The organism is Sphingomonas kyeonggiensis, from assembly GCF_014204495.1.
Taxonomy (GTDB): Bacteria; Pseudomonadota; Alphaproteobacteria; order Sphingomonadales; family Sphingomonadaceae; genus Sphingomonas; species Sphingomonas kyeonggiensis_A.
Genome location: NZ_JACHLN010000001.1, coordinates 286297 through 312612 on the forward strand (window position 1 = coordinate 286297; position 26316 = coordinate 312612).

The following is a 26316-nucleotide window of genomic DNA, read 5'->3' on the forward strand; positions in this document are numbered from 1 at the left end:
GAAACTGGGCCCCGGCCTTCGCCGGGGAACTAGGTGGGCGCGAGCGCGGGATGGCTGGAAGTACCGACATTCACGGGCGATAGGTTCACGCGCAAAAATCCTCTCCCGGAGGGAGAGGGGGACCGCCGCCAAAGGCGGTGGTGGAGAGGGAACGCCACAGGCGATGTTGCTCGCGGCAAGCCCCCTCCACCAGCTTCGCTGGCCCCCCTCCCCCTCCGGGGGAGGATTGTTGATGCCGATAAAGCCCGCCCCTCACCCCAATAGGCGATCGCCCGCTACACCGCGCGGCAATTGCTGATTGCGCCGCCGCCATGCGACTATACCAAGGTGCGCTTGCGGATCGTTCCGCCGCATGCGGAATTATATCGGGATGGCAACGAACGGGGCAGAAGCGGAGGATCGGGACGCCTGGCAACCGGCGCCGCATGAACGTTCGCCCATCCCCGGATCACCGCCCACCCCCTGGCATCCGCTGCCACGACGCATCGCCTATTTCTCGGTCGCGGTGCTGGTGGTGCTGTCGGGCTCGCTGGGCAATGCGATCGTCACCGCCAATCTGACCACGCTGCAGGGATCGCTGGGGCTCTATTCGGCCGAGATCCAGTGGCTGCCGACCGCCTATGTGATGACCAATGTCTGCGCCAACATGGTGCTCATCAAGTTCCGCCAGCAATTCGGCATAAGGCTGTTCACCCAGATCTTCCTGATCGCCTTCGCGCTGACCACCGCCTCGCACCTGCTGGTCCACAGCTTCGCCAGCGCGGTGGCGGTGCGCGCGATCAGCGGGATCGCGGCGGCGGCGTGCAGCACGGTGGGGCTGCTCTACATGGTGCAGGCCTGGACGCCCGAGCACCGGCTGAAGGGCATCGTGCTCGCCGTATCGCTGCCCCAGATCGCCGTGCCGCTGGCCCGGCTGTTCCCCAGCGAGGCCTTCGAGCCCGATCGCTGGCAGACCATGTATCTGTTCGAGCTGGGGCTGGCGCTGTTCTGCCTGGCCGGGGTGCGGCTGCTGGTGTTGCCGCCGGTCGAGCGGATGAAGGCGTTCGAGCCGCTCGACTTCGTGACCTTCCCGATCTTCGCGGTGGGCATCGCATTGCTCTGCGCGGTGCTGGGGCTGGGCCGCTCGGTCTGGTGGTTCGAGGCGCCCTGGGTGGCGCCGGCGCTGATCGGGGCGATCGTGCTGATCCCGATCGCGGTGGTGATCGAGCACAACCGCAGCAATCCGCTGCTCAACACCCGCTGGCTGGGCAGCGGCGACATCGTGCGCTTCGCACTCGTCTCGATCCTGACCCGGGTGGTGCTTTCGGAGCAGTCGATCGGGGCATCGGGCCTGCTGACCGTGCTCGGCATGGGCAATGACCAGATGCGCATGCTCTATCTGGTGGTGCTGCTCGCCACGCTGGCGGGAATCGTGATCGGCGCGCTCACCATCGATCCCAATTTCCTGGGCGGGCCGATCCTGGTGGCGCTGGCGCTGATCTGCGTCGGCGCGCTGATCGATTCGGGATCGACCAGCCTGACCCGGCCGCACGACTTCTATTTCAGCCAGGCGCTGATGGGGTTCGCCAGCGCGCTGTTCATCGGCCCGGCGCTGCTGATCGGGCTGACCCGGGCGCTCAAGGAAGGGCCGACCCATTTCGTCAGCTTCTCGGCGCTGTTCGGCATCACCCAGAATCTGGGCGGGCTGTTCGGATCGGCGATGCTCGGCACCTTCCAGGTGATCCGCGAGCATGCCCATAACAATGCGATCGTCGCGCAGCTGGCGGATGGCGACCCGCTGGTGGCGCAGCGGCTGCAGCAATATGCCGCCGCCTATGGCCGGGTGCTGGTCGATCCGGCGCTGCGCCAGGCCGAGAGCGCGGCGATCCTGACCCAGACGGTGACGCGGGAGGCCAATGTGCTCGCGTACAACGACACCTTCCTGCTGGTCGCGGCGATCGCGGCGGCGACGATCGTCTGGGCGAGTTTTCACATATTCCGGATCCGGCGCGAGAATCTGCGCCGGGCGGCGGAACAACAGGCGGGAGCATCCTGATGGCAGACGGGCAAGAACCGGCCCCTCCGGCGACCAGCGAAGGCGCCGATCCGCCCCCCGCGCCGGCGGCGGACGCGCGGCGCTGGAAGCCGCCGAAGCTCTCCTGGCTCTCGATCGCGATCGCGGCGGCGCTGATCCTGATCGGCGTGACCGCGGTGCTGATGGCGTGGCAGGCCTGGCCGTTCGGCGGACGCAGCCAGTCGACCGAGAATGCCTATGTCCGCGGGCAGGTGACGATCATCAGCCCGCAGGTGAGCGGCTATCTGACCAGCGTGCCGGTGCAGGACTTCGCGCGGGTGAAGGCCGGCGACGTGCTGGCGACGATCGACGACCGGATCTACGCGCAGCGGGTCGACCAGGCGAAGGCGAACGTCGCCAGCGCCGATGCGGCGCTCGCCAACAATCCGCAGCAGGTGGCGTCGAAGACCGCGACCCTGGGATCGCAGCAGGCGGCGGTCGCCTCGGCCCAGGCGCAGCTGGCCAAGGCGCAGGCCGATTATGCACGGATCGACGCACTGGCGAAGGACGGCTTCGTCACGCGGCGCGACCGGGATGCGGCGCTGGCCACGCTGCGCACCGCCCAGTCGGCGGTGGCGCAGGCGCAGGCGGCGCGGACGGTGGCGACGCAGGACATCCGCAGCGTCGATGTGAGCAAAAGCGGGCTGGTCGCCTCGGTCGACGCCGCCAAGGCCGCGCTGCGCCTGGCCGAGATCGACCTGGCCAACACGGTGATCCGCGCGCCGGTGGCCGGGCAGCTGGGCGAGATCGGCGGGCGGCAGGGGCAGTATGTCACCGCCGGCACCCAGCTGATGGCGCTGGTGCCGGAGACTTTGTGGGTGACCGCGAACTTCAAGGAAGCGCAGACCGCGAAGATCCGGCCGGGGGCGAAGGCGAGCTTCAAGGTGGATGCGCTGGGCGGGGCGCGGCTGACCGGGGTGGTCGAGCAGCTGGCACCGGCGGCGGGATCGGAATTCGCGGTGATCCGCAGCGACAATGCCACGGGCAATTTCGTGAAGATCCCCCAGCGGATCGCGGTGCGCATCCGGATCGACCCGGACCAGCCGCTGGCCGGCCGGCTGCGGCCGGGCATGTCGGTGGAGGCGAAGGTGGAGCTGGCCAGATGACATCTTCCCCTCCCTGGAAGGGAGGGGAGCGGCCTTGCAGCCCCCGCATCCCACGCTAGGTTGCCCTCGAAACGAGATTCGGGGACGGCATATGCGCACGGGACTGACGGCTTTGGCGGTGGCACTTGCCTGGGCATCACCCGCCTGGGCGCAGGAGGCGCCTGCCCCGGCGCCCGGGGCCGCGCCGGTGATCACCCCGACGCCGCTGCCCGCCGACGCGGTGGTCGTCAGCACCGACGACAATCCGGCGAACCTTGTCGTCGAGAAGTCGATCGACGAGCTGCAGGCGATGCTCGCCGCCGGCAAGGTCGAGGCGTGGAAGCTCGCCGACCTCTATGTCGAGCGGATCGGCAAGGTGGACCGCGACGGGCCGACGCTGCGCTCGGTGATCGTCACCGCACCGGCCAAGGACCTGCGCTATGACGGCCGCGCCAGCGACGACCGGCGCAAGGCGGGCAAGACGCTGGGGCCGCTCGACGGCATCCCGGTGCTGATCAAGGACAATATCGAGACGCAGAACATGCCCACCACCGCGGGCAGCCTGGCGCTCGCCAACAACGATACCGGGCGCGACGCGCCGCTGGTGGCGAAGCTGCGGGCGAAGGGCGCGGTGATCCTCGGCAAGACCAACCTCAGCGAATGGGCGAACATCCGCTCGAACCATTCGATGAGCGGGTGGAGCGCGGTCGGCGGGCTGGTCAGGAACCCCTATGCGCTCGATCGCTCGGCCTGCGGCTCGTCGAGCGGATCGGGCGCCGCGGTGGCGGCGAGCCTCGCGGCGGCGGCGGTGGGCACCGAGACCGACGGATCGGTGGTGTGCCCGGCGGCGATGAACGGGCTGGTCGGGTTGAAGCCGACGCTCGGCCTGATCAGCCGCACCGGGGTGGTGCCGATCAGCCATAGCCAGGACACGCCCGGGCCGATGGCGCGCACGGTCAAGGACGCGGCGATCCTGTTCGGCGCGATGATCGGCAGCGATCCCGCGGATCCGGCGACCAGGGATGCCGACAAGCACAAGGCGGACTATGCCGCCGGCCTGAGCCCCGATGCGCTGAAGGGCGTGAAGATCGGCTATTGGAAACCCGAGATGGCCGCCGACCTCGCCGCGCGCTTCGACAAGGCGCTCGAGGAGCTGACCGCGGCGGGCGCGGTGCTGGTCGAAGTGAAGATGCCCGAGCTGAAGGGGCTGGGCGAGGCCGAGGGGCTGGTGCTCTACACCGAGCTCAAGGCGGACATGGCGACCTATCTCGCCACCACCCCCGCCAGCGTGGGGCCGAAGACGCTCGCCGACCTGATCGCGTTCAACGAGGCCAACAAGGCCAGCGAGATGCCGTTCTTCGGGCAGGAGACCTTCATCAAGGCCGAGAAGACCAAGGGGCTGGACGATCCCGACTACAAGGCCGCGCGCGAGAAATCGGCGCGGATGGCGGGGCCGGAAGGGATCGACGCGATGCTGGCCGCCGGTGGCGTGCAGATCCTCGTCACCCCGACCTATGGCACGCCCTGGCTGAGCGACCCGGCGCATGGCGACCAGTTCCAGGGACCCTCGGCGAGCGAATTGCCGGCCGTGTCGGGCTATCCGCACCTCACCGTGCCGATGGGACTGGTGAACGGGCTGCCGGCGGGGCTGTCGTTCATCGGCACGGCCTATTCGGACGGGCTGCTGCTCAAGGCGGGGTACGCCTATGAGCAGGCCACGCACGCCCGGGTGGTGCCGCAATATCTACCGACGATCCCGGCGGACCTGGGGCCGCGGAAGTAACCCGTCGCTCCGGCGACGGTTACCGCTTCTTCTCGAGCTCGAGCAGTTCCTCGCGCACATGGATCGCCTCGAGCGACATGCGCACCTCGACCAGGAAATAGATCAGCCCGGCCATCAGCAGCAGCATCGAGATGATGAAGCTCGACGCCACCCAGATGCCGACATGGAGATTGGTCAGCCGCGCGACGAACATCATCGCCACGACCAGACAGATCGCCAGCGCGCTGGCGGTGCACAGGAAGATGGCGTTGTTGATGACCGAGATGCGGCGATCGATGATGCGCAGCTCCCAGACATGCCGGTCATGCTCGGGCCCGGTCGAGCGCGGGTGCAGCTGCTCGATGTTGCGCGCGCGATCGACGATTCGCGCCAGCCGCCCGACCATGACGTTGAGGAACGCCCCGATGCCGGCGAGCAGGAACACCGGCGCGATCGCGGCCTGGATGGTCTCGGAGACCGTGGAGAGATAGGGGCCTTCCATCGTTATCCTTATGCCGGGTGCGAAACGAGGAGTGAAGACGCGATGATGACCTTCGATACCGATACGCAGGCAGGCGTCGTCGAGTTCCTTGTCGATGGCGGCGTGACCCGCGCCGACTATGACGCGGGGGTGGCCGCGATGGAGGCCGTGATCGCCGACAAGGGCAGCCTGTCGGCGCTGGCGGTGATCCGAAACTTCTCCGGCATGGAGCTGGGCGCCTGGTGGAAGGACATCAGCTGGGGCGCCACGCACATGGGCAAGATCCGGCGCGCCGCGATCGTCACCGACAGCGGCTGGATCGAGATGGCGACCCGGGCGGGCAGCATGATGGTTTCGGCCGAGGTGAAGCTGTTCAAGCCCGACGCGCTGGAGGAGGCGCGGGCCTGGGTGCGGGAGGACTGAGGCTCTTTCGTTCCCCGGCGAAGGCCGGGGCCCAGTCTCGGCGCACCATCGATGGCGCAGGAGACTCACGAAAGACATTGCAACTGGGCCCCGGCCTTCGCCGGGGAACTGAGAAGGGGTCGAAGATGCCCCCCCAAGCTCCGTCATCACGGCTTGGTAACGGGTAGCGTAGTACAAGCACCCGCATGTCGAAGCCGATGCTGCTCGAGGAATTCACGCGCCTGCCGCCGGCGCTCACCGTCGATTGCGTGGACGGGCTGTCCGGCGCGATCGACGCAGTGGCCACGCGCGCGGCGCCGTCGCACCGCTTCCTGCGCTATGGCTGGTTCGCCGCAGGGCTGCGCGCCTATGGCGGCCATGCCCGCACCATCACCGTGTCACGCGAGGGCGAACCCGTCGCCGCGCTGCCGATCGTCCCCGCCGGCCCGGCCTGGGCGAAGCTGGTTGCCATTCCAGGCTGCTACTGGCCGTTCCGCAGCTTCCCCGTGCGCGAAGATGCCGGGGTGGAAGCCGTCGAGGCCCTGCTTCCCCGCCTGGCCCGCGAAGCTCGGGCGCTGCGCGTCGGCCCGGTCTATGATGGCGATCCGGGACTGGAGCTGTTCAAGGAAGCCGCGCGCAACCAGGGCTGGGCGCTGCTCGACCGCTTCGTGGCGGACAGCTTCGCGCTCGATATCGCCGCCGAACGCGCCGAAGGCACCTGGCCGCGCAATTCGACGCTGAAGAAGAACCGCTTCCACGAGAAGCATCTCGGCAGCCATGGCGCACTCGACTGGAGCTTCGTCAGCGGTGGCGACTGGAACGCCGCCGCGTTCGATGCGCTTGCCGAGATCGAGGAGAAGAGCTGGATCGCGGCGCGGACCGACGGATCGGACGCCAAGTTCACGACGACCGGCCACGGCGCCTTCTGGCGCGCGGCGGCGGAGGATCCGGTGCTGGCCGGCATGATGTGGGCGGCGATGCTGCGCGTTGACGACGCACCTTCCGCCTTCTCGTTCGACATGAACGCCGGCGCACTCAAATACGCGATCGCCAACAGCTATGACCCAGCCTTCGCCAAGCATTCGCCGGGCAAGCTGCTCTATTATCGCAACCTGGTCCGCGCGATCGAGGACGGGATCAGCGATGTCGACTGGGGTGCGGGCGACAGCGGCTACAAGCAGGTGATCGGCGCGGCCAAGGGCCCGGCGATCCGCGACTGGCTGTTCGTGCGCCCGGGCATCGACGCGCTGGCCGGCAAGCTGCTGCGCGGCGCGTGGAAGCGCACCGGCAGAAGCGAGACAGGCTCAGCGCCGGCTGAAGCGGAGCGCGTCCTCGATGCTGAGAAAGGCGACGACGCCCGTGAAAAGCGCGAAGGCGCCGACGACTAGGTAGAGGAACATCGCATTGCTCCATGCTGGCAATGTGTTCGCCATGCCCCCTGGGACAATCCGCCGCTTTGACGATTCTCAAATGGCGGCCATAGTAGGGGCATGACCGCTGCCCATATCTGCTCCGACTGCGCCGTGCGCGACCGGGCGCTATGCGCCAGTCTCGACGACGCGGAATTGAACGCGCTCAACACGCTCGGCCAGCGCCGGACGCTGCAGCGTGGCCAGGCATTGATCTGGGCGGGCGAGGAAAGCCCGGTCTGCGCCAATCTGATCTCCGGTGTGCTCAAGCTGAGCGCGACCACCCCCGACGGGCGCGAACAGGTGGTGGGTCTGCTCTATCCCGCCGATTTCGTCGGCCGTCCCTGGGCCAACACCGCCGATTTCACAGTGACCGCACTGGGCGAGGCCGAGCTCTGCGTGTTCCCGCGCGGCCCGTTCGAGCGCGTCCTCGAGGATCATGTCCGCATGGAGCGGCTGCTGCTCCAGCGCACCCTCGCCTCGCTCGACGAGGCACGCGCCCGCATGCTGACGCTCGCCCGGCTCTCGGCACGCGAGAAGCTGGCGGGCTTCCTGCTCGACCTGGCCGATCGCTCGCATGGCTGCCGCGCCACCGCCTTCGGTCCGGTGACCTTCGACCTGCCGCTCACCCGCGGCGAGATGGCCGACGTGCTGGGGCTGACGATCGAAACGGTGAGCCGCCAGCTGAGCAAGCTCAAGGCGGAAGGCGCGATCAACCTGATGGGCGCGCGCGGGATCACGATCCGGGATCGCGCCAAGCTGGAGGCGAGCAGCCAATAGGCTGCCGCACCGGCGCCAATATCGTCATCCCGGCGCACGCCGGGACCTCAGGCGAAGGCGCCGGGAAGGAGCCGCACGAGATCCCTGCTTCGCCGGGATGATGGATGACGCGGCGCAGGCTAGCCCGCGATCTTCCGCAGCGCTTCCACGAAGCGATCGACCTCATCGATCGTCGTCGCCAGCGCCGGCGTCACCCGCACGCAGCTGCCCGAGGCCAGGCCGTCGCGATGGACGGTGAAGATGCCATGTTCGTCGAGCAGCCGCTTCGCCAGCGCGACATTGGCCGCATGGCTGGTCTGCCCCTTCAGCCGGAACGCCGTGATCGCGCCGAAGAAGAGAGGATCGTCGGGGGTGAGCACTTCGATCCCCTTCATCTCGCGCGCCAGCAGCGCCCAGCGACAGCGCAGCATCTGGAGACGCGCCGCCTTGGCCTTGATCCCGATGCTCTCATGAAAATCGAGCGCGGCCGGCACGGTGAGTTGCGCCGCGAAATCGAGCGTGCCGGTATGCACGCGGCTGCGGATGTCGGCCGGGTCCGCGCCGAGTTCGGCAGGGTCGACATCGATGTCCGCCAGCCGTCCGCCGCGGATCACGATCGCCCCGACGCCCAGCGGCGCGCCGAACCATTTGTGCAGGTTGATGCCGATGAAGTCGGCGCCGAGCTCCGGCAGCCTGAAATCGAGCTGGCCGACGCTGTGCGCGGCATCGACGATCACATCGATCCCGTGCAGCTCCGCCATCGCCGCGATGTCTGCGACCGGCAGGACCAGCCCGGTCCGGTGGCTGACATGGGTGAGCAGCACCATGCGCAGGTTCGGATGGGCGATGAACGCCTTGGCATAGGCATCGATCACCCACTGATAGGTGGCGGGCTCGGGCAGCGCGATCTTCACCACCTCCACTCCGCGCCGGGCGTGCAGGCTCTCCATGCAGGCCTGCATCGAATCATAATCGAGATCGGCATGGAGCACCGCGTCGCCGGGGCGCAGCTTGTTGTAGCCGAGGATCAGCGCGCGCATCGCTTCGGTGGCGTTGCGGGTGAAGGCGATCTCTCCCGTCGCCACGCCGAGCGTCGCGGCTACCCGGGCGCGGATCGCCTCGATCTCGCCGGGCATCTCGCGCCGGGCATAGAAGCTGGTTTCGCGGTTCACCCGCTCGACATTGGCACGATAGGCGGCAAGCACCGGCCGGGCCATCATGCCCCAATTGCCATGCTCGAGCTGCACGACCTTGCGGGTGATATCGTACTGGGCGGCGATCTTCAGCCAGCGCTCGTCATCGGCGGCGAAGGCGGGCACGGGAGCGACGGAAGCGGCGGCGGCGGCGCCGAGCAGGGTCCTGCGGTCCATCATCTCCCCTCCCCTGTTCAGACCCGGATGTAGCGGAAGTACCAGACTTCGTGGCCGAGCCGCCGCGCCTTGCGCTCATAGCGCGTCTCGGGCCAGTCGTCAGGGCGGGTGAGGAAGTCCTGCGCGGTCTTCGCCTGCCACTCGAAATCGCGTCGCTGGTTCATGATCATCATCGCCCAGCGGACATAGACCGGATGATCGGTGCCGAGGCGGAACTCGCAGCCCGGCTTCAGCTTGGCGGCGATGATGTCCATCGGGCCGTGATTGACCATTCGGCGCTTGGCGTGGCGGGCCTTCCGCCAGGGATCGGGATGGAGCAGGTAAAGCCGGTCGAGGCTGGCATCGGGCAGCCGCTCGAGCACTTCGAGCGCGTCGCCCATGTGCAGGCGGACATTCTGCAGGTTGCCGTCGCGGATATGGCCGAGCGCGCCGACCACGCCGTTGAGGAAGGGCTCGCAGCCGATAAAGCCGTGATCCGGGCGCGCGGTCGCCTGGCCGGCGAGATGCTCGCCCGCGCCGAAGCCGATCTCGAATTCGACCGGTCGGTCATCGCCGAAGAGGATCTGGGAATCGAGCGGGCCGGATTCGGGCACGCTCAGCTGGGGCAGCGACGCCTCGACGAGCTCGGACTGGCCCTGGCGGAGCTTGTGGCCAGCGCGGCGGCCATAGAGGCGGCGGATGGAAACGGGATCGGACACGGGCCGCCTGTTAGCGTGCCGCGCGGAGAGAACAAGCTTTAGAGCGCCTGGGCGATCGACGCGGCGGCAACGGGACGGGTGGCGCCGCTGCGCTGGTGCGCGGCGAGGCGGCGATGCTGGGGCACGGTGACGCGCGGTTCGCGGCGGGCGATGTGCGGGCGCGGCAGCGGGTGCGCCATGGCCGGCGCGATCCAGTCGCCCTGCATGTGGCGGATGCCCATGGTGCCGAGCATCGCGAGATCCTCGCGGCGGACGATGCCGTTGGCGATCAGCGTCACGTCCATGTTGCGGGCGAGCCGGAGCACGCCTTCGACGATAACCCGGCGCGAGCTGCTGTCGGAGATGTTGCGGACCAGCCCCGAGTCGAGCTTGACGAAACGGGGGGTGAAGCGGCCGAGCAGGCGGACAGCGAGCGGGCCGACGGCGAAGCTGTCGAACGCGATGGCGATGCCACGGTCGACACAGGCCTGGGCAAGGCCGGCGACATGGTTGAGATCCCCGCGCTCGTCGGCATTGATCTCGACGACGATGCGATCGACCGGCACGCGGTGCTCGATCGCGGTGCGGAAGAGATGGGCGAGCAGCGCGTCGGGTGCGCCATGCGCGGCGCCGACCGGGATGGCGAGCAGTGCCTCGCCGTCGAGCAGCCCGGCATCGACCGCGCCGGCGATGGCGGCGCTGATTCGCGCCATTTCGAGGCTGGGGCGGTCCGCGGGGGCAAGCGCGGCGGCGATCTGTGGGAAGCTGCGGCCCTGGGCGGTGGCGATGACGGCCCAGGCGAAGGGCAGGCCGGTGGCGGTGGCGATCATCGGCTGGAAAGCGATGGCGAGACCGGACTGGCTGGCGTGCGAAACAGGATCGGCGTGCATGGAGCTTCCTTTCTGAGCCCCTTTAAAGATGGTTAACGATACCAACTCCATTCCGTGCGGTTGCGAAGGGGGATTCCCCCCATGGGGATTCTACCAAGCGCGACTCGCATGATTCCGCTTGAACCGCGGATTCCCGCGAGTCGCGGGCCGGCGGGAGACCGGGTCCCTAGCGCACGGATAGGGACCGGGAACCGCAAGCCCTTGGGTTTTATTGCAGATTTTTGTCCGGGGCGCCGCGAATCAGGCGGCGTTGCGCGTCGCCGTCTGGGGCAGGATGCCGGCGACCGGGGCGCCGACATAGCTGCCCTGGACCAGCGGCACGCCGAAGCTGCGCAGCCGCTCATAGGCCGATTCGCTGTCCACGCCCGCCGCAACGATGCGCAGGCCGAGGCTCTGCATGCGGCGGACCAGGTCTTCCATCGCGATCCGGCGCGACCAGCTGGAACCGACATTGCTGACCAGCTCGGGCTCGATCGTCACCATGTGCGGGGCGAACTTGCCGCAGGCGGCGAGGCCCGATTCGTTCGGGCCGATGCCGTGGAACGCGACGACCGGACCGAGCTTGTTGAAGACATGCATGATGTCGGCAAGCTGCGAGTTGGTGATCGACTGATAGTGATGCAGCGAGAACACCAGCCGCTCGGCGACGATGCCGTACTGGCGGGCAGTGAGCAGCGCGGGCTGGATATGCTCGGCGGGATCGCCAATCGCGGGCGCGCTCAACGGAATGGCGAGGCGGCCGCCCGAAGTGGCGAAGCCGGCCGTGGCGGCCCAGCGGATCGCGGCGACGGCGCAGCGGCGATCGACATCGCCGCGCTGCTCGGCCGAAAGCTGGTCGAAATCCTGCGCGGCCGGCGCGCCGTTGCGCAGCACCTGCGCCTCATAGGCGTGGATGCGGCTGCCGGCGATCTCCGCGATGGGCTGGAAGGCGATCGCGAGGCCCGCGCTGGCGCCAGCGGATGCTGCCCCGGCTTCCGGACCCATCATCGAATTCTCCGTCTCCACCGACTCGCTCCTTTCCATTCCTTCCTGATGAAGAATTGCGGTTGCTCAGTGCTTTATAGGCGCCTCGGGACGAATACGGAGCCGCGCGCCGCGGATTTTATCGCGTCGCGGAGCAGATATGCACCGATCTCAGTCGCTTCCCGCGCGCTTCTCAGCAACGCGCCCGGACAAAGAAAAGCCCCGCGCCGGTGGTCCGGCGCGGGGCTCCCTATCACTCGCCGAGGCGAAGGATCAGGCCAGGGCGGCCTTGAGGTCCTCGACCAGGTCGGTCTTCTCCCAGGGGAAGAAGTCACCTTCCGGCTTGCGGCCGAAGTGACCGTAAGCCGCGGTCTTGCTGTAGATCGGCTTGTTGAGCTGCAGGTGCGTGCGGATGCCGCGCGGGGTGAGGCCGCCCAGCTTCTCGATGCCCGCGATCGCGGCTTCGATCTTGTCGTCGGCGACGGTGCCGGTGCCGTGGGTGTCGACATAGAGCGACAGCGGCTTCGACACGCCGATGGCATAGGCCAGCTGGATCGTCACGCGCTTGGCGAGGCCGGCGGCGACGATGTTCTTGGCGAGATAGCGGGTGATGTACGCCGCCGAACGATCGACCTTGGTCGGGTCCTTGCCCGAGAAGGCGCCGCCGCCGTGCGGAGCCGCGCCGCCATAGGTGTCGACAATGATCTTGCGGCCGGTGACGCCCGCGTCGCCGTCCGGACCACCGATCTCGAACGAGCCGGTCGGGTTGATGTGGTATTCGGTGGCATCCGAAAGCAGCGCCGCCGGGATCACGTCCGCGACGACCTTCTTCACATAGGCCTTGAGCTCGGCTTCCTTGTCGCCTTCGTCATAACCCTTGCCATGCTGGGTCGACACGACGATCGCGGTGGCCGCGACCGGCACGCCATTCTCGAAGCGCAGCGTGACCTGGCTCTTGGCGTCCGGCTCGAGGAACGGCGCGGCGCCCGAGTGGCGGTCAGCCGCCATCTTGGCGAGGATCTTGTGGCTGTAGTCGAGCGTCGCCGGCATCAGATCCGGGGTCTCGTCGGTGGCGAAACCGAACATGATGCCCTGGTCGCCCGCGCCTTCGTCCTTGTTGCCCGAAGCGTCCACGCCCTGCGCGATGTGCGCCGACTGCGGGTGCAGGTTGTTCTCGAAGCGGAAGCTTTCCCAGTGAAAGCCGTCCTGCTCGTAGCCGATGCGCTTGACGGTGTCGCGGACGGTCTTCTCGACCTCTTCCTGCACGCCCGGGGCCCAGTTGCCCTCGGTGTCCATGATGCCCTTGCCGCGGATTTCACCGGCGAGGACGACCAGCTGGGTGGTGGTCAGCGTTTCGCAGGCGATGCGGGCTTCGGGGTCCTTCGAGAGGAACAGATCGACGATGGCGTCGGAAATCTGGTCGGCGACCTTGTCGGGATGGCCTTCCGAGACCGATTCGGACGTGAAGAGATAGTTGGAACGCATGGTTTTCCTCAGACAATGGGAGGAAAGCGCGGCCGTTGCCATGCCATATAAAGCTTTCCTTATATCCTGCCCTAGCGGGCCAGGCGCCGGAAGGCAATTGCCAACACTACGCAAGCGAGCGCGGCGAGCAGCGCCAGCCAGTTGCCCAGGCGGGAGAACAGCGTCGGCGGCGCGGCCTGCGGGAGCGGCGCTTCGATCGCGCCTTCCTGCTCCGCCGGCACTGTGCCGAGCAACCGACCACGCGCATCGATGATCGCGGAGATGCCGGTGGGCGTGGCGCGCAGGATCGGCAGCCCCTCCTCGATCGCGCGCAGCCGTGCCTGCGCCAGATGCTGCACCGGCCCCCAGCTGCCGAACCAGGCATCGTTGGAAGGATTGAACAGGAAATCGGGCCGATTGCGCTGATCGATGATCTGGCCCGAGAAGATGATCTCGTAGCAGATCGCCACGCCCGACTTGCCGAACCCCGGCACGTCCAGGGTCTGCGGGCCCGGGCCGGGCAGGAAATCGAAGTCGCCCATCACCACCCGGGCGAGGCCAAGCGGCGCGAGCAGCGTGCGCATCGGCAGATATTCGCCATAGGGCACCAGATGCGCCTTGTCGTAGCGCTTGCCGAGCATCCCGGCGGAATCGACCGTCCACACCGAATTGCCGACGCCGGCAAGCTTGCCTTCCGAGAAGATCAGCGCGTTGCCGCCCACCATCGCGCGATCCCGCGGCCCCAGCAGCCCGCCGATCCGCCCGCGCACCCATCGAGGATCGGCGTCGCGATAATATTCGCGCGGATAGCCGTCCTCGATCAGGTAATTGACCATGCCCTCGGGCCATACGACCAGCCGCGGCACCGCGCCCGGCTGGCCGCTCCAGTCCGCCAGCTTGTTGAGCACCCGCGGCGCATAGTCGGGCTGATCCACGCCCACCTGGCCGATATTGGGCTGGACGATGCGGACATGCGGGCGAGTCATATCCTCGACCGGACGACCGGGATTCAGCGCGAAGCCGGCGACCAGCAGCAGCACGGCGGTGGCCAATGGCACGCGATACTGGTGCTGGCTGGCGAGATAGAGCGCACCGGCAGCGAACAGCGTGACGCCCGACAGCGCATAGGTGCCGGTGAATGCCGCAAGCTGCGCGATCGGCGTCGGCACCCAGATCACGCCCATCGGATTCCACGGATAGCCGGTGAACAGCGTGCCGCGCAGATATTCGGTGACGATCCAGGCGCCGGCTGCGGCAAGGACAAAGCCGAGGTCTGGCTCCTCCCAGCGCGCCTTGACCAGCCGGGTGAAGCGCCAGGCCAGGCCCATTGCCACCGCCGGATACACGGCCAGATAGAGCGCGAGCAGCACCACGGCGAAATAGCCGAGCACCGGCGGCATCTTGTCCTGGAAATCGAAGGCGTGCTGGATCCAGTTGTTGCCGAGGGTGAAATGCCCGACCCCGAACAGCCAGCCGCGCAGCAGCGCGCTCTTCGTCGTCGGCGCGTGCCAGGTCAGGTGCAGCAGTACCGCGAGGCAGATCAGCGTTACCGGCCACCAGTCGAGCGGGGCGAATCCGGTAGCGGAGAGGAAGCCGGCGATCAGCGCGATGAGCAAAGGGCGGTTGAGCATCGGGTGGGTGCTTACCCGATCCATGCCCTTTTCGTCATCCCCGCGAAGGCGGGGATCCAGAGTCACAAGGGGCATCGCTCTGCCACCCTGGATCCCCGCCTTCGCGAGGATGACGGCTGAGGAGGGCGAACGGGTAGCGAATCCCCCTCGACCGCACTACATGGCGCGCCATGACCGAGATCACCGTCGCCGCCCTGCAGCTCGCCTTTTCCGACAATATCGACGCGAACATCGCGAACGTGTCGCGGCTTGTCCGCGAGGCGGCCTCGCGCGGCGCGCAGGTGGTGCTGCCGCCCGAGCTGTTCGAAGGCGAGTATTTCTGCCGGGTCGAGGACGAGGGCCTGTTCGCCAATGCGAAGCCCACCGCCGAGCACAAGTCGGTCCTGGCGATGCAGGAGCTGGCGCGCGAGCTGAAGATCCATATCCCGACCAGCTTCTTCGAGCTGGACGGCCATCATTATTACAACAGCCTCGCGATGATCGATCCGGACGGCAAGATCGCCGGCGTCTATCGCAAGAGCCACATTCCCGACGGCCCCGGGTACGAGGAGAAGTTCTACTTCCGCCCCGGCAATACCGGATTCAAGGTGTGGAACGGCCCAGCCAATGAATCGGGTGGCAAGACGACGCTCGGCGTCGGCGTGTGCTGGGATCAATGGTATCCCGAGACCGCGCGCGCGATGATGCTGATGGGCGCCGACATCCTGTTCTACCCGACCGCGATCGGCAGCGAGCCGCATGACGACAGCCTCGACACCGCGCGCCTGTGGCGCCGGGCGATGGTCGGCCATGCCGTGTCGAACGTCGTGCCGGTGGTCGCCGCCAACCGCATCGGCACCGAGCATGGCCAGACCTTCTACGGCACCAGCTTCATCACCGACGAGCGCGGCGACATCCGCGCCGAGCTCGGCCGCGAGGAAGAAGGCGTGATCACCGCCACGCTCGACCTGACGCTGGCCAAGCGCCACCGCGCCGCCTTCGGCTTCTTCCGCGATCGCCGCCCGGAACTGTACGGGCGGCTGGTGCAGGATATCTGATCGTCATCGGCTAGCCTGTTCCCCGGCGGAAGCCGGGGAACAGCAATAAGGGTTCGGCGGCTCTACACTTTCGGGTGGCTTGCGCGGAGCTGCAGGCGGGGCGCATGCTCCACGCCTGACCAGGAGCCGCGCCGATGGACGATCCCGAGCCCCCCGAGGACAGCAAGCTCACCCGCTCCAAGCAGCAATGGGCCGAACAGGGCAGGTTCCTGACCGGCGTTCACACAAGGGCCGAAGAGGAGCGGCTGCCGCCCGGCCAGCACCTGACAGTCAAATGGCCGGTGCTCGATCTCGGCCGCCAGCCCGACATCGCCCGCGAGCGCTGGAAGCTGGAAGTGACCGGCATGGTCGCCCGGCCGGTAACGCTCGACTGGGCGGGGCTCATGGCACTGCCGCAGACCCGACTGACCAGCGACATCCACTGCGTCACCAGCTGGTCGCGCTACGACAATGACTGGCAGGGCGTGCTGACCCACGACCTGCTGGCGCATGTCGAGCCGCGTGACGAGGCGCAGGCGGTGATGCTCCACGGCTATGATGGCTATACCACCAATGTGCTGCTCAGCGACTTCGCCGCTCCGCAAGCGATCGTCGCGCATGGCTGGGCCGGCCAGCCGCTGGCGCGCGATCATGGCGGGCCGGCACGGCTGGTGATCCCGCACCTCTATTTCTGGAAAAGCGCCAAGTGGATCCGCAAGATCGAGCTGATCGGCGCGGACAAGCCCGGCTTCTGGGAAGTGAATGGCTATCACATGCGCGGCGATCCCTGGACCGAGCAGCGCTACAGCCGGGATTAGCCGCGCAGGTTCACCGCTGCCTGTCGCCCAGCTCGTCGGCGATCTTCACGGGCTTGTCGCAGCCGTCTTCCATACGCTGCACGGCAAGGAACAGGCCGGCCTTTGGTTCCCGCCCGAGCGTGCCCGCACGCACCGGGTTACCGAAGGTGGGTATCGCGTAGCCCATGCGCGCATTCTGGCACTCGGCCTTGGGCGCGGCAGGCAAGGCAAGGTGCGACGCCGGAACCGATACGGCCCGCTCGCCCGCGAAAGCGGGGACAGACGCGAGGGCCAGACCGAGAAGCACGATACGCATGGGCACCTCCTTTAGCTGGAGCCATGCTAGCAGGGTTGCCGCCACCCGGCGTACCGCGAGATATCACCGATCCGGTGCTATGCGTCGCGCAGCGCCACGGCACGGGCGACCACCGCCTCGAGCATCTCTGGGGTCAGCCGGCCGGTATTCTGGTTGTAGCGCGAGCAGTGATAGCTATCGAGCAGCAGCTGCCCGCGGTGCATGCGATGCTCGGCCCCATGCGCGAAGCGATGCTTGGGCAGCTTGCCGCCCATCGCCTTGACCGCCGACTGGTGCGCGACCTGGCCGAGCGCGATCACGATCGGCGCCTTGAGCTCGGCGGCCAGGAATGGGCGGCAGGCATGGATCTCGGCCGGCTCGGGCTTGTTCTCGGGCGGCAGGCAGCGGACGGCGTTGAGGATCACCACGCCCCTGGGCTCGCCTGCCTCCGCCAGCCCGAACCTGGCGAGCGTCGCGAACAGCAAGTCACCCGAGGCATCGCCGGTAAAGGCGCGGCCGGTGCGGTTCGCGCCATGCTTGCCGGGGGCAAGGCCGACGATCGCGATCGGCGCATCGGGCTCGCCCAGCATCGGCACCGGCGCATTCCACCAGTCGGGATGGGCCGCACGCAGCTCGGTGCGAAGCGCGACGAGGCGCGGACAGAGCGGGCAATCACGGCTTGGCTCGAGCATCCGCGCGCGATAGTCGCCGAAGCGTGCCGAGGACAAGCTATGCCATCGCGATCGGATCGAACCGGCCGGGCCGCCATGGCGGGCCGCGGCGCGAAGTGCTGGCGGCGATCGCGGCGCTGGAGGGGGTCAGCGCGGTCTCGCCAATCCTCCTCACCCCGCCGCTCGGCCCGTCGAAGCGCCGCTTCGCCAATGCGGTGGCGCTGGTCGAGAGCGACGACGAGCCCCCCGCCCTTCTGCGGCGATTGAAGGCGATCGAGCGCAGCTTCGGCCGGCGACGCGGGCAGAACTGGGCGGCGCGGGTGATCGACCTGGACATCGTGCTCTGGTCGGGCGGCAGCTGGGGCGAACCGGGGCTCACCGTGCCGCACCGCCTGTTCCGCACCCGCGGTTTCGTGCTGGCGCCGCTGCTGCGAGTGGCGCCGGAATGGCGCGATCCGATCACGGGCCTGAACATCCGGCAGCTTCACGCCCGGTTGACCCGCCGCAAGCCCGCATCTAGGGGCAGGGCCGGTGTGGGTCCGTAGCTCAGTCGGTAGAGCAAGCGACTTTTAATCGAGAGGTCCCGGGTTCGAATCCCGGCGGACCCACCACCGGAAAGCCGCAGAAAACATGGGTTTTTCGCGCGTCCTCGGCCCCTCAGCCAAGGCGCGTTTTGACATGCATTTTGACATGCATTTTGACATTCCCGATTCGTTCTGACGCAAATATTGCGCAGCGGCATTGCGACTATCGTAGACAGAGTGTATCTAATCTCCGGCCGGCGCCAGTCGGCTCAGGGGGTCCGAACATGCCCATCCACGGGTCCTGAACATAACAGAGGGATATTCGTTAACCGGAGTGCCATTAATTTGGCAGTCCGAGGTGGAGGTGCGCCATGCCGACTAATTTGGTAACTGATCAGAACCTGCTCGAGCGGCTAAATGCGGCTGCTCGCCGCGGCGTCTCGCTCCAGGAGCGCCGTCGGCAGCGCGTGTCGTTCGTATACGGAAACCTGCCCAAGGGCAGTGCCATGACGAAGATGCAGGTAGAGAAAGAGCTGGAACGAATCGATGACACGGAGGGGCGGCGCTAAGCGGCCTTGTTCGTCTTCGAACTCGTCGGGCGGGAGGATCATCCCGTTTACCAGAAGCTGGCGGTCGAAAACCTCGACCGCCAGTATAGTTTCCTACAATCGATCGTGGAGGCCTCGCTGGGCCTCGGGCAGCCGATGCTTTCCATCGAGATCATCAAGGCGCTCAACTACCACGCGATATCATGCCTCCATTTCAGCCCAGGGGAGTTCCGGCCTTGCCCGGTGCGGGTTGGTCCCTACGAGCCACCACCGCACTTCCAAGTCCCCGCGCTCATGCAGATGTTCACAAACCAGGTGAACCGCGCATGGGAAAGCGCCGACGCCGTAGAACTTGCCGCGTTCGTATTGTGGAAGCTCAACCATATTCACCCGTTCGTGAACGGAAATGGTAGAACCGCCCGCGTAGCAGCGTACTTCGTGGTCTGTGTTAAGGCTGGCGGCTGGCTACCTGGCGAAAAGCTGCTGCCAGAAAGAATCCGTGAGCGCCGGACCGATTACGTCGCGGCGCTACAAGCGGCGGATACCACCGGCGACCTCAAGCCCTTGCACGCGCTCCTTTCTGAGCTTCTTGCTCAGCAAATGGAGGAGGCCGAGGCCAGCGCTGCAGCAGAGCTTCACGGGCCACCGCCACCGCCCGATGGGGCGGCCGAGCCCGCCAAAGGGAGCCTACCGCCGGCGTAGTGCGCCAGCGCTACGGTTCTTGTTCCGCCGTACTTCCTCCGGTGATTTTCTCGATATGCGCGCGGCGCGTGACGGCGATCCGGCGCGCCTTCTCCTGGCTGGCTTTGTCGTAGATCTTCGTCGTTCTGATCTCGGAGTGCCCGGAGACCGCGCGCATGTCGGCCTCGCCCGAATCGCCGATCTCGGTCAGGCCGCCGTGCCTGAAGCTCGTGAAGCGCAGGTCGGCCGGCAGCCCGGCCTTGATGCGGATTTGGCGGTGAAGCTTCTGGACGTAGCCGAGCGAATAGGGCTTGCCGGTGCCTTCGTTGACGACGATCATCTGGGGCTCGCCCTCGGCGGCATCGGGCCGCCAGGTGCGCGCCAGTTCCTCCTCGAGCTCGGGATAGAGGGGGACGGCGTCGTCGCCCTCGCCATCGACCAGCGGTAGCATGATGCTCTTGCCAGTCTTCGACTGGACCACCCGGATCGAAACTCCCGGCTTATAGTCGGCCCACCAGAAGCCGCGAACCACGCGCCCATCAGGATCTGCGATCCCGAAAACGTCGAACACGCGCTGGCAGGTCTCGAAGCATAGCGCCGCGGCCGTCGCCATGGACTGTCGCCCCATTGCGCGGGCCGTTTCGCGGTACAGGTCATATTCCGCGCGCGTCGCGGCGCGGTTGCCTTTTCCGTGCCCGCTGCTTGCGACGATGCCCATGCCCTTGAACGGGTTCACCTTCACGCCGGTCAGCTTCGAATATCCGGGGCGGCTGGCGAGGCTCCAGACTAGCCGGCAAACCTGCATCATATAGGAGCCGGTGCGCTCGCCGTGCTTCGCGATCGCGTTCTTGTAGAGCTTGTCCGCGACCGGCCCATCGACCGCTCCCGCCTGTCGCTGACCGAAGGCGCCAATCTTCATCGCCATGGCCTCGACGAAGTCCATCTGCTTCCGGTAGCCGACGCGGGTCTGGTGGCGCTTCGAGGTGAAGCGGTCCTGCTTGCGATACCAGTCAAACAGCCAGGCGACCGTGCCGTGCGTCAGCTCCTGCTGCTCGCCCAAGCGCCACGCCGAGAATGTCTCGTTCAGCACCCGGGCGCGGACGATCGCCTCCGGCAGGTCGGTGCCGAGTGCGGTGCTCTCCACCGGGCACGTCTTGCCGTTCCGCAGCGCTTTCCGGCGCACCAACTCATCCTTGGACGCGGCGAGCTTAGGGTCCGCCCAGGCGGGCCGGCACCAGAAATAGCCGGTCTTCCCACCGGCGAGGCGGCGCGGGTTCACATACGCGGGCAGCTTAGCGGAGGCCATCAGTCGGGGAATTCCATGTCTTCGGCGACGCCGGCGAATTCGAGGTTGAGCGCCTCGTCCAGCTGGGCGCGCTGGGTGATCTTCGCGCCGTTCGGTCCGATGGCGCGGAAGCGCACGAGCCCGCGCCGCTCCCAATCCTTGAGCTTCGTCTCGGCCGCGCCGGTATAGGCGAGCGCCATCGGCCGGGTCAGGCCGGCGGGCGGGAACGGCAGGGTGTATTCGGAGCGTTCAGCGCCGGGCATCGGCCTCTCCATGCTCTTCCGCGCCAGCAAGCGCGGCGAGCAGTTGTTCGACCAACGCTTCCTCATCCGGGCCACAGCCTCGCATCGGGCACACGGTGGTGTCCCAGCCATGCTCGCAGGCTACGCCGGACAGGATGCCGGAACGGGCCGATGCGATCTGTTTGGCCAATCCACGCAGTCTTGCCAGCTCGCCCAGCAGAGCGCCGACGTTGCCGGGTGAGGCTGCTGCGATCCACGGCGCGATGTTGTAGCCCTTCACATAGGGCGCGATCGCTATGGCCTGCCTTCCCATCCCATGACCATCGTCTCCGCAGACGGCCTCGGTCTTGACGCGCTGCTCACCAAAGGCGGGGCGGTCGACGACGAACAAATAGTCGCGGAAGTGGTCCGGCATCGCGGCCAGGGCGGCGGTCAGCAGCTCGATGCGAGCTGCAGGCTGCAGCGCTGCCCACGCAAGCACAGGCTGCATCGTCTCGGGATCCCGGGGCATGCCACGCCAAGGCGTCTCCCCGAGCTTGCGAATGAGGGCTTCGAAGCGGCGACGAACCTCCGCAGGATCCTGATCCGGCCACCGTTCAGCGATCCACGCGTCAGAAATCGCTGGCGGGGCCGCCGGCGTGGCCGCGAGGGCGGCGCGGAAGTCAGCGACGTGCAACTCCATCAGCGGACCGTTGCCAGCGTCCGCGCGGTCGCCGTCGTCATAGTCGGCGATGAACCGCTCTGCCGCATCCCGGAGCGCATCCTCCCCCGGCTGCGCAGCTCGGAAGACGAGCGAGCCTTCGAACGATTCGCGCGACCACTTACGGATATGGTCACCAGCGAACGCGACGTAGATCGCGGCCGGCACCTGATGCTCGGGTGCAGTCATGCGAGGTCTCCAAACGGAATGAACGGCTGATCGCCGGGGATGTAGAGCGGGTGCTTGGGGTGTCCGGCCTTCGTCGTGCCGAGACAGACAAGGCGCGCGCCGTGCAGCTGCGCCATGCCCTGGACATAGACCGCGCGCGCCCGGTGCTCGCCGTGGACGCCCCAGGCGGCCATTATCGGCTTGCCAGTGGCGCTGGCCACCTTGAGCGCCCGGATCAGCCACATATCGTTGTCCGGGCCGACAGGATCCGGCGCCGCCTTCATTTTGTCCGGCGAACTCGTGCGGAAGGCGAACAGGTTGATGACGTTGATGCCGCCGAAGCCGTCGCGCCGCGCGAACTCCATGCACCGCCCGATCGTGCGGTCATCCACCTCCGCGTCCGCGGTCGAGGGGTTCAGCATGATGATCGTCAGGCGCTGGGCAGCCGGGTCCCACTCGCGGGCCAACCAGTAGCGGTAGCGGCCGCACGGGGAGATTTCGGCATGCTTGGCGATGACGCCGCTGGTAAGGGCGAATGTCATGCGGCCACCTGCTCGGCAGGCTGGAGACGGCGCAGCGCGTTGCGGTAGCGGATGGCCGCTTCGAAATCCTCGGCCTTGACCGCGCGATCGCGCAGGCCCGTGAGCCGCTGGATGGCTTTGCGCAGCGGGATTTCCCGCCGCGGCATCTCGGCCGGATTGCCGTCGAACAGCTCACTGCTGGACAGCTGCCGAAGCTCGCTTCGCCCGGGCCCGAACCTGACCAGCCACATGCCATTGATGCCGCCATAGCAACGTCCGCGCCGGATCCTGCCGTCATAGTCCCTGAACAGCCGGTCCTCGCCGGTGACTATCAGCCGGCCGCCGCGATCGGTGAGCCGCCAGCTGCAGCCCTGCAACTGTTCGGTGGACGGCCATCCGCCAGGACCATCGGCATAGCGCCCCCCAAAATAGTCGGCCGGGTCCAAGCGACCGCGGTTCGGGGTGAAGTCGAAGCCGCGCTCGACCAGGGGCGCGGTCGCGCGCCGGATCGCCACTTCGTAGGCCTTGCCGATCAGGTAGGGCATCTTTTCGCGCTTGCCGAAGTCCCAACGGCCACCGTTGCGGTTCTCGGTCACCTGCTCCTGGAAGAACTCGAAGCTGCAGCCGGTAGGCGTGCTTTCGGCCTTCACGAACAGCGTCCCTGCCGGCGTTGCCCGGGAGCCAAGTCGATGGGATTTGTTCAGCGACGGCCAGCGCTCAGCGATCCAAGGATCCTTGCCGAACGTGAAGCCGCACGCTTCGAGCGCGTGCATCAGGCGGTTGAAGGTCTCCCAGTCCTCCTCCTGCCAGCCCCAGTTCTCGCGCTGGCGTCCTGATTGGACGGACACGTGCAGGGTCGTGTCGTGGATGCGGAAGGTGCGGTTGTTCATGATGGCAATCCCATCAGCAGCGCGTCGCGAGCTGCGTTCAAGTCAGCCATCGCTTGGCCGTCACCGTCCTGCCGGTCCGGGTGCAGCTTCATCGCGAGTGCGCGATGCGCCGCAATGACATCTTCCCGGCCGAACGACCGGCCATCGATGCCCAGGACCTGAGCGGGCGTGCGTCCGTTGATGTCCGCGGGAGCGGGGAGCGCCACGAACCCCGTGAAGGTCTGCTGGACGATGCGCAGGCCCCCGTGCCGCGCCTCAGTTACGCGCGCCTCGAGAACGTGATGGATCGCCTGCAGGTTGTGCTGCAGTCGCGGATAGCGGTCGACGGCGATGCAGCGCTCCTTGCCGTCCCAGAGAAACCACACGGCGACGCCCGGGTCAGCCGGGTTCGACACACCCAAGGTGTAGTTGGACGAGATGACGACGCTGCTGACGGCTTTGCCGGTCGCCTCGCCAAACCGGCGGAGCGAGTTCTGGACGTTCTTCAACGCCGCGGGCAGCTCCGTCTTGAACTGGCTCGCGACGCGGCGGCCGGCTTCGGTGCGCGGAAGCCCGAACGGCCAAGCGAGGGGAAAGGCGGTCGCCATTATGCTGCCTCCGGCCAATATTCGAGCTCGCGCGACGGGAAGATGTTCGCCAGCTGAGAGAAGCGATCGAGCCACCGCTCTTTCGCCTCCATCGGGTCCCAGAACTTGAAGGAGATCGGCACGGCGTCGATGCCGGCGAGACAGGCCCATTCGCCCGCCTTCCCCGGCATCAGCTCACGCTGCTCCGCGGCGAGCATGGTCATATCGGCGCGCTTGACGAGCGGATCCGAACAGCTCTCGCCCAGCCCGAAGCGCTCAGCGATGACGCGTTCGATCTCGCCCTCGATGGCCTTGTAGGCCGGGAGCAGGGACTTCAGCGGCCGCGTGACGTCCCCGATGAAGCCTTCCGACGCGTCGTGCATCAGCGCGGCCAGGCGAAGCTCGTCCGGCACCAGATAGCTGGCGTGCCAGCAATGCTCCGCTACCGAGTAGAACCGGCGGCACTGTCCAGCGAAACGACAGGTGTTGGCGAGGCCGTGCGCTATGTCGTCGAGCTGGAAGCGGGACCCGGCCGGGTCGGTCAGGTCGAAATAGTGGCCACTCTGGAGCAGGATCGTCGGCCCCTTCGCGGTCTTGATGCGAATGTCGGTCATCGGGTTCCCTCGGATTGAGCGCTCCGGCCGGCCATCACGGCCGGAGCTGGGGGCACGGGCTGGGCAACGATGGCACCCGCGTGGGGAAGCTGCGCGGCGATCACCGCGCGGAAGAGCATGGAAGCGAGCAGCGTTGCCCCCAGCCCGGCTGCGCCGATCGCGGCGCGCCGGCTGGCTTCGTCAGCTGCACGGAACTTCGGTTCCGCTTTCGGGAATTGCGGTTCCGTTTTCATCGGCCGTCCCCGCGCAGATACTCGCGGACACCGCGACCCGCGTCTGTGAAGCGGAAGCTTTGGCCGCTCGCCTCGAGCAGGCCGAGCGCCGCCAGTTCATCGCATTCGGCCAGGCAGTCACCAGCAGCGAACGGATGCAGGTTGATGCGCGACGCGAGGACCTGGCCCAAGCGGCCATCCAGCGTGGCGGCGATCTGCTCCCCCAGCACCTTCAGGTTGAGCCGGCTGGGCATGCGAACCCATCCGTTCGCCAGCACGAACTTGCCCTCGCCGCTCGGCGACAGCACCTTGACCTTGCCGTCGGCGCGGCGGCCCAGCACCGGGCAGTCGAACTGGAAGACCGGCGGCGGCATGCCGATGCCCCACGACATCTCCCGCGAGGTCGCCTCGCGATAGACGGTGATCGCCTCGCACGTCTCTGGATCGAGCAGCAGCTCGCCCATCCGATAGTGCTGCATCTTCGTGAAGCGGGCATCGGGCCCGCCGAGGTAGCCGATCCAAGAGCTCTGGTTCGACGGCGTGATGACGAACTTGTCGGGCTGGCGGGGGAAGATGCGCATTACCGCCCTCCCCGCGCCGACAGCACGGCGATCTTGCGCTCGAACAATGCCGGCAGGCGCGGCCAGTCGCCGGCCCACACGCGCGCCCACCGCGCCTGGCTCTCGGGGTTCTCGCTGGCGCGGCGGCGCGGCGCGGTCATCGGCGCACCCGCTCGACGCGCACGGCGAACAGGTCCCCGTCGATGGTGAGCAGGATCCCGCCGGACATCTCCGGCACGGGGTCGATCGAGTGTTCGCGGCCGTGAAGCTCCGGCGCATCCTCTATGAAAAGGTCGAGCGTCGATCGCACGGCCGTCTCGACGGCGCCGAGCAGGATGGCGCTGCCCATCAGGCGGCCGCCTTCGCCGGCTCGACACCGGCGCGAAGCTGCTCGATGAAGGCAAGCGCATCGGCGCGGGTCGGGAAATCCTCGATCAGCTCAGCATGTCCGATGATCTGGATCTGCCGCACGTCGAACACCGCGAAGATCTCGGCGTCAGCCTCGGCGCAGGCCTCGAAGCAGGTCGAGCCATCCTCGCCGTCCGGCTCGCCCTTGAAGAGATCGCGCTGCGGCTCGATCGCGTAATCCTCACCGAGGATCGGGCCGCGCTCCATGTCGTGGACATAAAGCCAGCACTGGACCAGCACGCCGTCGCCATCGGTCTCGATAACCTGCGCGCCGTCCCGCACCTCCAGCTTGTCGTCCAGACCTTCGGCGGCGAGCTTGCGCGCGCCCTGCCGGAAAGCTTCTGCCAGCTCGGGGCCATAGGAGCCGTTGGCCGGAGCCGCCGACATCGGCGCGGCATCGGTCGCCGGGCGCGTCGCCAGCTGGGTCTCGCGGTGGCACTGGTGGCAGAACGCGAAGTCGAAAGTCTCGCTCAGCGTCCAGAGCTGGTTCTCGCGATCCCACTCGGCCCACGCATCGCGCGTGACCGCGGTGCCGCCGCAGTGGGCGCAGGCATATTCGATCCGGGTTGATTGTTCGGCCACGTGGCCACCTCCCAAAGCGGGTCCGCATGCCGCACCGTGCGGCAAATGAGACGCCTTGGAAGTGGATTACTGCGGCATATATGCCGTGTC

General features: G+C 67.4%; 32 protein-coding genes and 1 tRNA gene. 12 read left to right on the top strand and 21 right to left on the bottom strand.

Annotated features, from left to right (window positions below):
* The first annotated feature begins 370 nt into the window (after positions 1-370).
* The 3 genes from HNP52_RS01440 (at position 371) to HNP52_RS01450 (ending at position 4921) form a co-directional block, all read left to right on the top strand.
* A complete protein-coding gene (locus HNP52_RS01440) occupies positions 371-2035 on the top strand; it encodes an MFS transporter (protein WP_184161454.1) in 1665 nt (554 codons plus the stop codon).
* A complete protein-coding gene (locus HNP52_RS01445; RefSeq protein WP_184161456.1) occupies positions 2035-3159 on the top strand; it encodes an HlyD family secretion protein in 1125 nt (374 codons plus the stop codon). The genes HNP52_RS01440 and HNP52_RS01445 overlap by 1 nt, the downstream gene beginning before the upstream one ends.
* A gap of 91 nt (positions 3160-3250) precedes the next feature.
* The gene (locus tag HNP52_RS01450) at positions 3251-4921 is read left to right on the top strand and encodes an amidase (RefSeq protein WP_184161459.1); all 1671 of its coding nucleotides are present in this window, start codon (positions 3251-3253) and stop codon (positions 4919-4921) included.
* A gap of 19 nt (positions 4922-4940) precedes the next feature.
* On the opposite strand, the gene HNP52_RS01455 is transcribed toward HNP52_RS01450, so the two are convergent.
* A complete protein-coding gene (locus HNP52_RS01455; RefSeq protein WP_184161462.1) occupies positions 4941-5402 on the bottom strand; it encodes a DUF2721 domain-containing protein in 462 nt (153 codons plus the stop codon).
* Between the two features lie 45 nt (positions 5403-5447).
* Here HNP52_RS01455 and HNP52_RS01460 point away from each other — a divergent pair, with 45 nt between their 5' ends.
* The 3 genes from HNP52_RS01460 to HNP52_RS01470 all read left to right on the top strand — a co-directional run bounded on the left by HNP52_RS01460 (position 5448) and on the right by HNP52_RS01470 (position 7972).
* A complete protein-coding gene (locus HNP52_RS01460) occupies positions 5448-5804 on the top strand; it encodes an STAS/SEC14 domain-containing protein (RefSeq protein WP_184161465.1) in 357 nt (118 codons plus the stop codon).
* 185 nt (positions 5805-5989) lie between these two features.
* Positions 5990-7171 (top strand): GNAT family N-acetyltransferase, encoded by a 1182-nt coding sequence (locus HNP52_RS01465; RefSeq protein ID WP_184161467.1) that lies wholly within the window; start codon positions 5990-5992, stop codon positions 7169-7171.
* A 102-nt stretch (positions 7172-7273) separates the two neighbouring features.
* A complete protein-coding gene (locus tag HNP52_RS01470; protein ID WP_184161470.1) occupies positions 7274-7972 on the top strand; it encodes a Crp/Fnr family transcriptional regulator in 699 nt (232 codons plus the stop codon).
* A 119-nt stretch (positions 7973-8091) separates the two neighbouring features.
* On the opposite strand, the gene HNP52_RS01475 is transcribed toward HNP52_RS01470, so the two are convergent.
* The 6 genes from HNP52_RS01475 to lnt all read right to left on the bottom strand — a co-directional run bounded on the left by HNP52_RS01475 (position 8092) and on the right by lnt (position 14946).
* Entirely contained in the window at positions 8092-9321 is a 1230-nt protein-coding gene (locus HNP52_RS01475) for an aminotransferase class V-fold PLP-dependent enzyme (RefSeq protein ID WP_311768380.1), read from the bottom strand.
* Between the two features lie 17 nt (positions 9322-9338).
* Positions 9339-10019 (bottom strand): tRNA (guanosine(46)-N(7))-methyltransferase TrmB, encoded by a 681-nt coding sequence (locus HNP52_RS01480; protein ID WP_184161475.1) that lies wholly within the window; start codon positions 10017-10019, stop codon positions 9339-9341.
* Between the two features lie 38 nt (positions 10020-10057).
* Positions 10058-10888, bottom strand: coding sequence for an EAL domain-containing protein (locus tag HNP52_RS01485; protein ID WP_184161478.1), 831 nt, complete (start codon positions 10886-10888; stop codon positions 10058-10060).
* A gap of 240 nt (positions 10889-11128) precedes the next feature.
* Positions 11129-11893, bottom strand: a complete 765-nt coding sequence (locus HNP52_RS01490; RefSeq protein ID WP_184161481.1) for an EAL domain-containing protein — start codon at positions 11891-11893, stop codon at positions 11129-11131.
* A gap of 231 nt (positions 11894-12124) precedes the next feature.
* The gene (gene metK / locus HNP52_RS01495) at positions 12125-13336 is read right to left on the bottom strand and encodes a methionine adenosyltransferase (RefSeq protein ID WP_184161484.1); all 1212 of its coding nucleotides are present in this window, start codon (positions 13334-13336) and stop codon (positions 12125-12127) included.
* A gap of 71 nt (positions 13337-13407) precedes the next feature.
* Positions 13408-14946, bottom strand: a complete 1539-nt coding sequence (gene lnt / locus HNP52_RS01500) for an apolipoprotein N-acyltransferase (RefSeq protein WP_184164883.1) — start codon at positions 14944-14946, stop codon at positions 13408-13410.
* 170 nt (positions 14947-15116) lie between these two features.
* On the opposite strand from lnt, the gene aguB reads away from it, so the two are divergent.
* Together aguB and HNP52_RS01510 are read left to right on the top strand one after the other, a co-directional pair.
* Entirely contained in the window at positions 15117-15983 is an 867-nt protein-coding gene (aguB, locus tag HNP52_RS01505) for an N-carbamoylputrescine amidase (RefSeq protein ID WP_184161487.1), read from the top strand.
* A gap of 134 nt (positions 15984-16117) precedes the next feature.
* Positions 16118-16780 carry a sulfite oxidase-like oxidoreductase gene (locus HNP52_RS01510; RefSeq protein WP_184161490.1) on the top strand — a complete coding sequence of 221 codons (663 nt, stop codon included), beginning with the start codon at positions 16118-16120 and terminating at the stop codon, positions 16778-16780.
* A 10-nt stretch (positions 16781-16790) separates the two neighbouring features.
* Here the strand turns inward: HNP52_RS01510 and HNP52_RS01515 are convergent, their stop codons facing one another.
* Entirely contained in the window at positions 16791-17075 is a 285-nt protein-coding gene (locus HNP52_RS01515; protein ID WP_184161493.1) for a hypothetical protein, read from the bottom strand.
* A 77-nt stretch (positions 17076-17152) separates the two neighbouring features.
* On the bottom strand, positions 17153-17746 hold the full coding sequence (locus tag HNP52_RS01520; protein WP_184161496.1) for a uracil-DNA glycosylase: 594 nt from the start codon (positions 17744-17746) through the stop codon (positions 17153-17155).
* 23 nt (positions 17747-17769) lie between these two features.
* Here HNP52_RS01520 and folK point away from each other — a divergent pair, with 23 nt between their 5' ends.
* The 4 genes from folK to HNP52_RS01540 all read left to right on the top strand — a co-directional run bounded on the left by folK (position 17770) and on the right by HNP52_RS01540 (position 19499).
* Complete coding sequence (folK, locus tag HNP52_RS01525) at positions 17770-18270, top strand: 2-amino-4-hydroxy-6-hydroxymethyldihydropteridine diphosphokinase (protein WP_184161499.1); 501 nt, start codon at positions 17770-17772, stop codon at positions 18268-18270.
* Positions 18261-18336: transfer RNA gene (locus HNP52_RS01530), tRNA-Lys, on the top strand. Before folK ends, HNP52_RS01530 begins: the two co-directional genes overlap by 10 nt.
* Before the next feature lie 284 nt (positions 18337-18620).
* On the top strand, positions 18621-18818 hold the full coding sequence (locus tag HNP52_RS01535; RefSeq protein ID WP_184161502.1) for a hypothetical protein: 198 nt from the start codon (positions 18621-18623) through the stop codon (positions 18816-18818).
* A gap of 6 nt (positions 18819-18824) precedes the next feature.
* Positions 18825-19499, top strand: a complete 675-nt coding sequence (locus tag HNP52_RS01540) for a Fic family protein (protein WP_184161505.1) — start codon at positions 18825-18827, stop codon at positions 19497-19499.
* 10 nt (positions 19500-19509) lie between these two features.
* On the opposite strand, the gene HNP52_RS01545 is transcribed toward HNP52_RS01540, so the two are convergent.
* From HNP52_RS01545 to HNP52_RS01600, 12 genes are read right to left on the bottom strand one after another with little or no spacing between them, the layout of a single operon-like run.
* Positions 19510-20784 carry a tyrosine-type recombinase/integrase gene (locus HNP52_RS01545; RefSeq protein ID WP_184161508.1) on the bottom strand — a complete coding sequence of 425 codons (1275 nt, stop codon included), beginning with the start codon at positions 20782-20784 and terminating at the stop codon, positions 19510-19512.
* Entirely contained in the window at positions 20784-21026 is a 243-nt protein-coding gene (locus HNP52_RS01550; protein ID WP_184161510.1) for a hypothetical protein, read from the bottom strand. Before HNP52_RS01550 ends, HNP52_RS01545 begins: the two co-directional genes overlap by 1 nt.
* Positions 21013-21894: a hypothetical protein gene (locus HNP52_RS01555; RefSeq protein WP_184161512.1), complete on the bottom strand. Its 882-nt coding sequence runs from the start codon at positions 21892-21894 to the stop codon at positions 21013-21015. Before HNP52_RS01555 ends, HNP52_RS01550 begins: the two co-directional genes overlap by 14 nt.
* Positions 21891-22415 (bottom strand): DUF1643 domain-containing protein, encoded by a 525-nt coding sequence (locus tag HNP52_RS01560; protein ID WP_184161513.1) that lies wholly within the window; start codon positions 22413-22415, stop codon positions 21891-21893. The genes HNP52_RS01555 and HNP52_RS01560 overlap by 4 nt, the downstream gene beginning before the upstream one ends.
* Positions 22412-23284, bottom strand: coding sequence for a UvrB/UvrC motif-containing protein (locus HNP52_RS01565; protein ID WP_184161515.1), 873 nt, complete (start codon positions 23282-23284; stop codon positions 22412-22414). Before HNP52_RS01565 ends, HNP52_RS01560 begins: the two co-directional genes overlap by 4 nt.
* Positions 23281-23871, bottom strand: a complete 591-nt coding sequence (locus tag HNP52_RS01570) for a J domain-containing protein (RefSeq protein WP_184161517.1) — start codon at positions 23869-23871, stop codon at positions 23281-23283. Before HNP52_RS01570 ends, HNP52_RS01565 begins: the two co-directional genes overlap by 4 nt.
* Positions 23871-24464, bottom strand: a complete 594-nt coding sequence (locus HNP52_RS01575) for a hypothetical protein (RefSeq protein WP_184161519.1) — start codon at positions 24462-24464, stop codon at positions 23871-23873. Before HNP52_RS01575 ends, HNP52_RS01570 begins: the two co-directional genes overlap by 1 nt.
* The gene (locus tag HNP52_RS01580) at positions 24461-24697 is read right to left on the bottom strand and encodes a hypothetical protein (protein WP_184161523.1); all 237 of its coding nucleotides are present in this window, start codon (positions 24695-24697) and stop codon (positions 24461-24463) included. Before HNP52_RS01580 ends, HNP52_RS01575 begins: the two co-directional genes overlap by 4 nt.
* Positions 24694-25257: a hypothetical protein gene (locus HNP52_RS01585; protein WP_184161526.1), complete on the bottom strand. Its 564-nt coding sequence runs from the start codon at positions 25255-25257 to the stop codon at positions 24694-24696. Before HNP52_RS01585 ends, HNP52_RS01580 begins: the two co-directional genes overlap by 4 nt.
* Positions 25257-25397 (bottom strand): hypothetical protein, encoded by a 141-nt coding sequence (locus HNP52_RS01590; RefSeq protein ID WP_184161529.1) that lies wholly within the window; start codon positions 25395-25397, stop codon positions 25257-25259. The genes HNP52_RS01585 and HNP52_RS01590 overlap by 1 nt, the downstream gene beginning before the upstream one ends.
* Entirely contained in the window at positions 25394-25585 is a 192-nt protein-coding gene (locus tag HNP52_RS01595; protein WP_184161532.1) for a hypothetical protein, read from the bottom strand. The genes HNP52_RS01590 and HNP52_RS01595 overlap by 4 nt, the downstream gene beginning before the upstream one ends.
* Positions 25585-26226, bottom strand: a complete 642-nt coding sequence (locus tag HNP52_RS01600) for a hypothetical protein (RefSeq protein ID WP_184161535.1) — start codon at positions 26224-26226, stop codon at positions 25585-25587. The genes HNP52_RS01595 and HNP52_RS01600 overlap by 1 nt, the downstream gene beginning before the upstream one ends.
* Positions 26227-26316 lie beyond the last annotated feature (90 nt).

What these genes read in the sequence shown, in the direction of transcription:
- HNP52_RS01440 (WP_184161454.1), top strand. Translation starts at nt 371, where the DNA reads ATGGCAACGAACGGGGCAGAAGCGGAGGATCGGGACGCCTGGCAACCG.
- HNP52_RS01545 (WP_184161508.1), bottom strand. Translation starts at nt 20,784, where the DNA reads ATGGCCTCCGCTAAGCTGCCCGCGTATGTGAACCCGCGCCGCCTCGCC.
- HNP52_RS01450 (WP_184161459.1), top strand. Translation starts at nt 3,251, where the DNA reads ATGCGCACGGGACTGACGGCTTTGGCGGTGGCACTTGCCTGGGCATCA.
- metK (WP_184161484.1), bottom strand. Translation starts at nt 13,336, where the DNA reads ATGCGTTCCAACTATCTCTTCACGTCCGAATCGGTCTCGGAAGGCCAT.
- HNP52_RS01575 (WP_184161519.1), bottom strand. Translation starts at nt 24,464, where the DNA reads ATGACCGACATTCGCATCAAGACCGCGAAGGGGCCGACGATCCTGCTC.
- HNP52_RS01475 (WP_311768380.1), bottom strand. Translation starts at nt 9,321, where the DNA reads ATGGACCGCAGGACCCTGCTCGGCGCCGCCGCCGCCGCTTCCGTCGCT.
- HNP52_RS01580 (WP_184161523.1), bottom strand. Translation starts at nt 24,697, where the DNA reads ATGAAAACGGAACCGCAATTCCCGAAAGCGGAACCGAAGTTCCGTGCA.
- HNP52_RS01455 (WP_184161462.1), bottom strand. Translation starts at nt 5,402, where the DNA reads ATGGAAGGCCCCTATCTCTCCACGGTCTCCGAGACCATCCAGGCCGCG.
- HNP52_RS01565 (WP_184161515.1), bottom strand. Translation starts at nt 23,284, where the DNA reads ATGAACAACCGCACCTTCCGCATCCACGACACGACCCTGCACGTGTCC.
- lnt (WP_184164883.1), bottom strand. Translation starts at nt 14,946, where the DNA reads ATGCTCAACCGCCCTTTGCTCATCGCGCTGATCGCCGGCTTCCTCTCC.
- HNP52_RS01445 (WP_184161456.1), top strand. Translation starts at nt 2,035, where the DNA reads ATGGCAGACGGGCAAGAACCGGCCCCTCCGGCGACCAGCGAAGGCGCC.
- aguB (WP_184161487.1), top strand. Translation starts at nt 15,117, where the DNA reads ATGACCGAGATCACCGTCGCCGCCCTGCAGCTCGCCTTTTCCGACAAT.
- HNP52_RS01550 (WP_184161510.1), bottom strand. Translation starts at nt 21,026, where the DNA reads ATGCCCGGCGCTGAACGCTCCGAATACACCCTGCCGTTCCCGCCCGCC.
- HNP52_RS01520 (WP_184161496.1), bottom strand. Translation starts at nt 17,746, where the DNA reads ATGCTCGAGCCAAGCCGTGATTGCCCGCTCTGTCCGCGCCTCGTCGCG.
- HNP52_RS01560 (WP_184161513.1), bottom strand. Translation starts at nt 22,415, where the DNA reads ATGACATTCGCCCTTACCAGCGGCGTCATCGCCAAGCATGCCGAAATC.
- HNP52_RS01585 (WP_184161526.1), bottom strand. Translation starts at nt 25,257, where the DNA reads ATGCGCATCTTCCCCCGCCAGCCCGACAAGTTCGTCATCACGCCGTCG.
- HNP52_RS01485 (WP_184161478.1), bottom strand. Translation starts at nt 10,888, where the DNA reads ATGCACGCCGATCCTGTTTCGCACGCCAGCCAGTCCGGTCTCGCCATC.
- HNP52_RS01510 (WP_184161490.1), top strand. Translation starts at nt 16,118, where the DNA reads ATGGACGATCCCGAGCCCCCCGAGGACAGCAAGCTCACCCGCTCCAAG.
- HNP52_RS01555 (WP_184161512.1), bottom strand. Translation starts at nt 21,894, where the DNA reads ATGACTGCACCCGAGCATCAGGTGCCGGCCGCGATCTACGTCGCGTTC.
- HNP52_RS01535 (WP_184161502.1), top strand. Translation starts at nt 18,621, where the DNA reads ATGCCGACTAATTTGGTAACTGATCAGAACCTGCTCGAGCGGCTAAAT.
- HNP52_RS01460 (WP_184161465.1), top strand. Translation starts at nt 5,448, where the DNA reads ATGACCTTCGATACCGATACGCAGGCAGGCGTCGTCGAGTTCCTTGTC.
- HNP52_RS01570 (WP_184161517.1), bottom strand. Translation starts at nt 23,871, where the DNA reads ATGGCGACCGCCTTTCCCCTCGCTTGGCCGTTCGGGCTTCCGCGCACC.
- HNP52_RS01515 (WP_184161493.1), bottom strand. Translation starts at nt 17,075, where the DNA reads ATGCGTATCGTGCTTCTCGGTCTGGCCCTCGCGTCTGTCCCCGCTTTC.
- HNP52_RS01595 (WP_184161532.1), bottom strand. Translation starts at nt 25,585, where the DNA reads ATGGGCAGCGCCATCCTGCTCGGCGCCGTCGAGACGGCCGTGCGATCG.
- HNP52_RS01590 (WP_184161529.1), bottom strand. Translation starts at nt 25,397, where the DNA reads ATGACCGCGCCGCGCCGCCGCGCCAGCGAGAACCCCGAGAGCCAGGCG.
- HNP52_RS01465 (WP_184161467.1), top strand. Translation starts at nt 5,990, where the DNA reads ATGTCGAAGCCGATGCTGCTCGAGGAATTCACGCGCCTGCCGCCGGCG.
- HNP52_RS01470 (WP_184161470.1), top strand. Translation starts at nt 7,274, where the DNA reads ATGACCGCTGCCCATATCTGCTCCGACTGCGCCGTGCGCGACCGGGCG.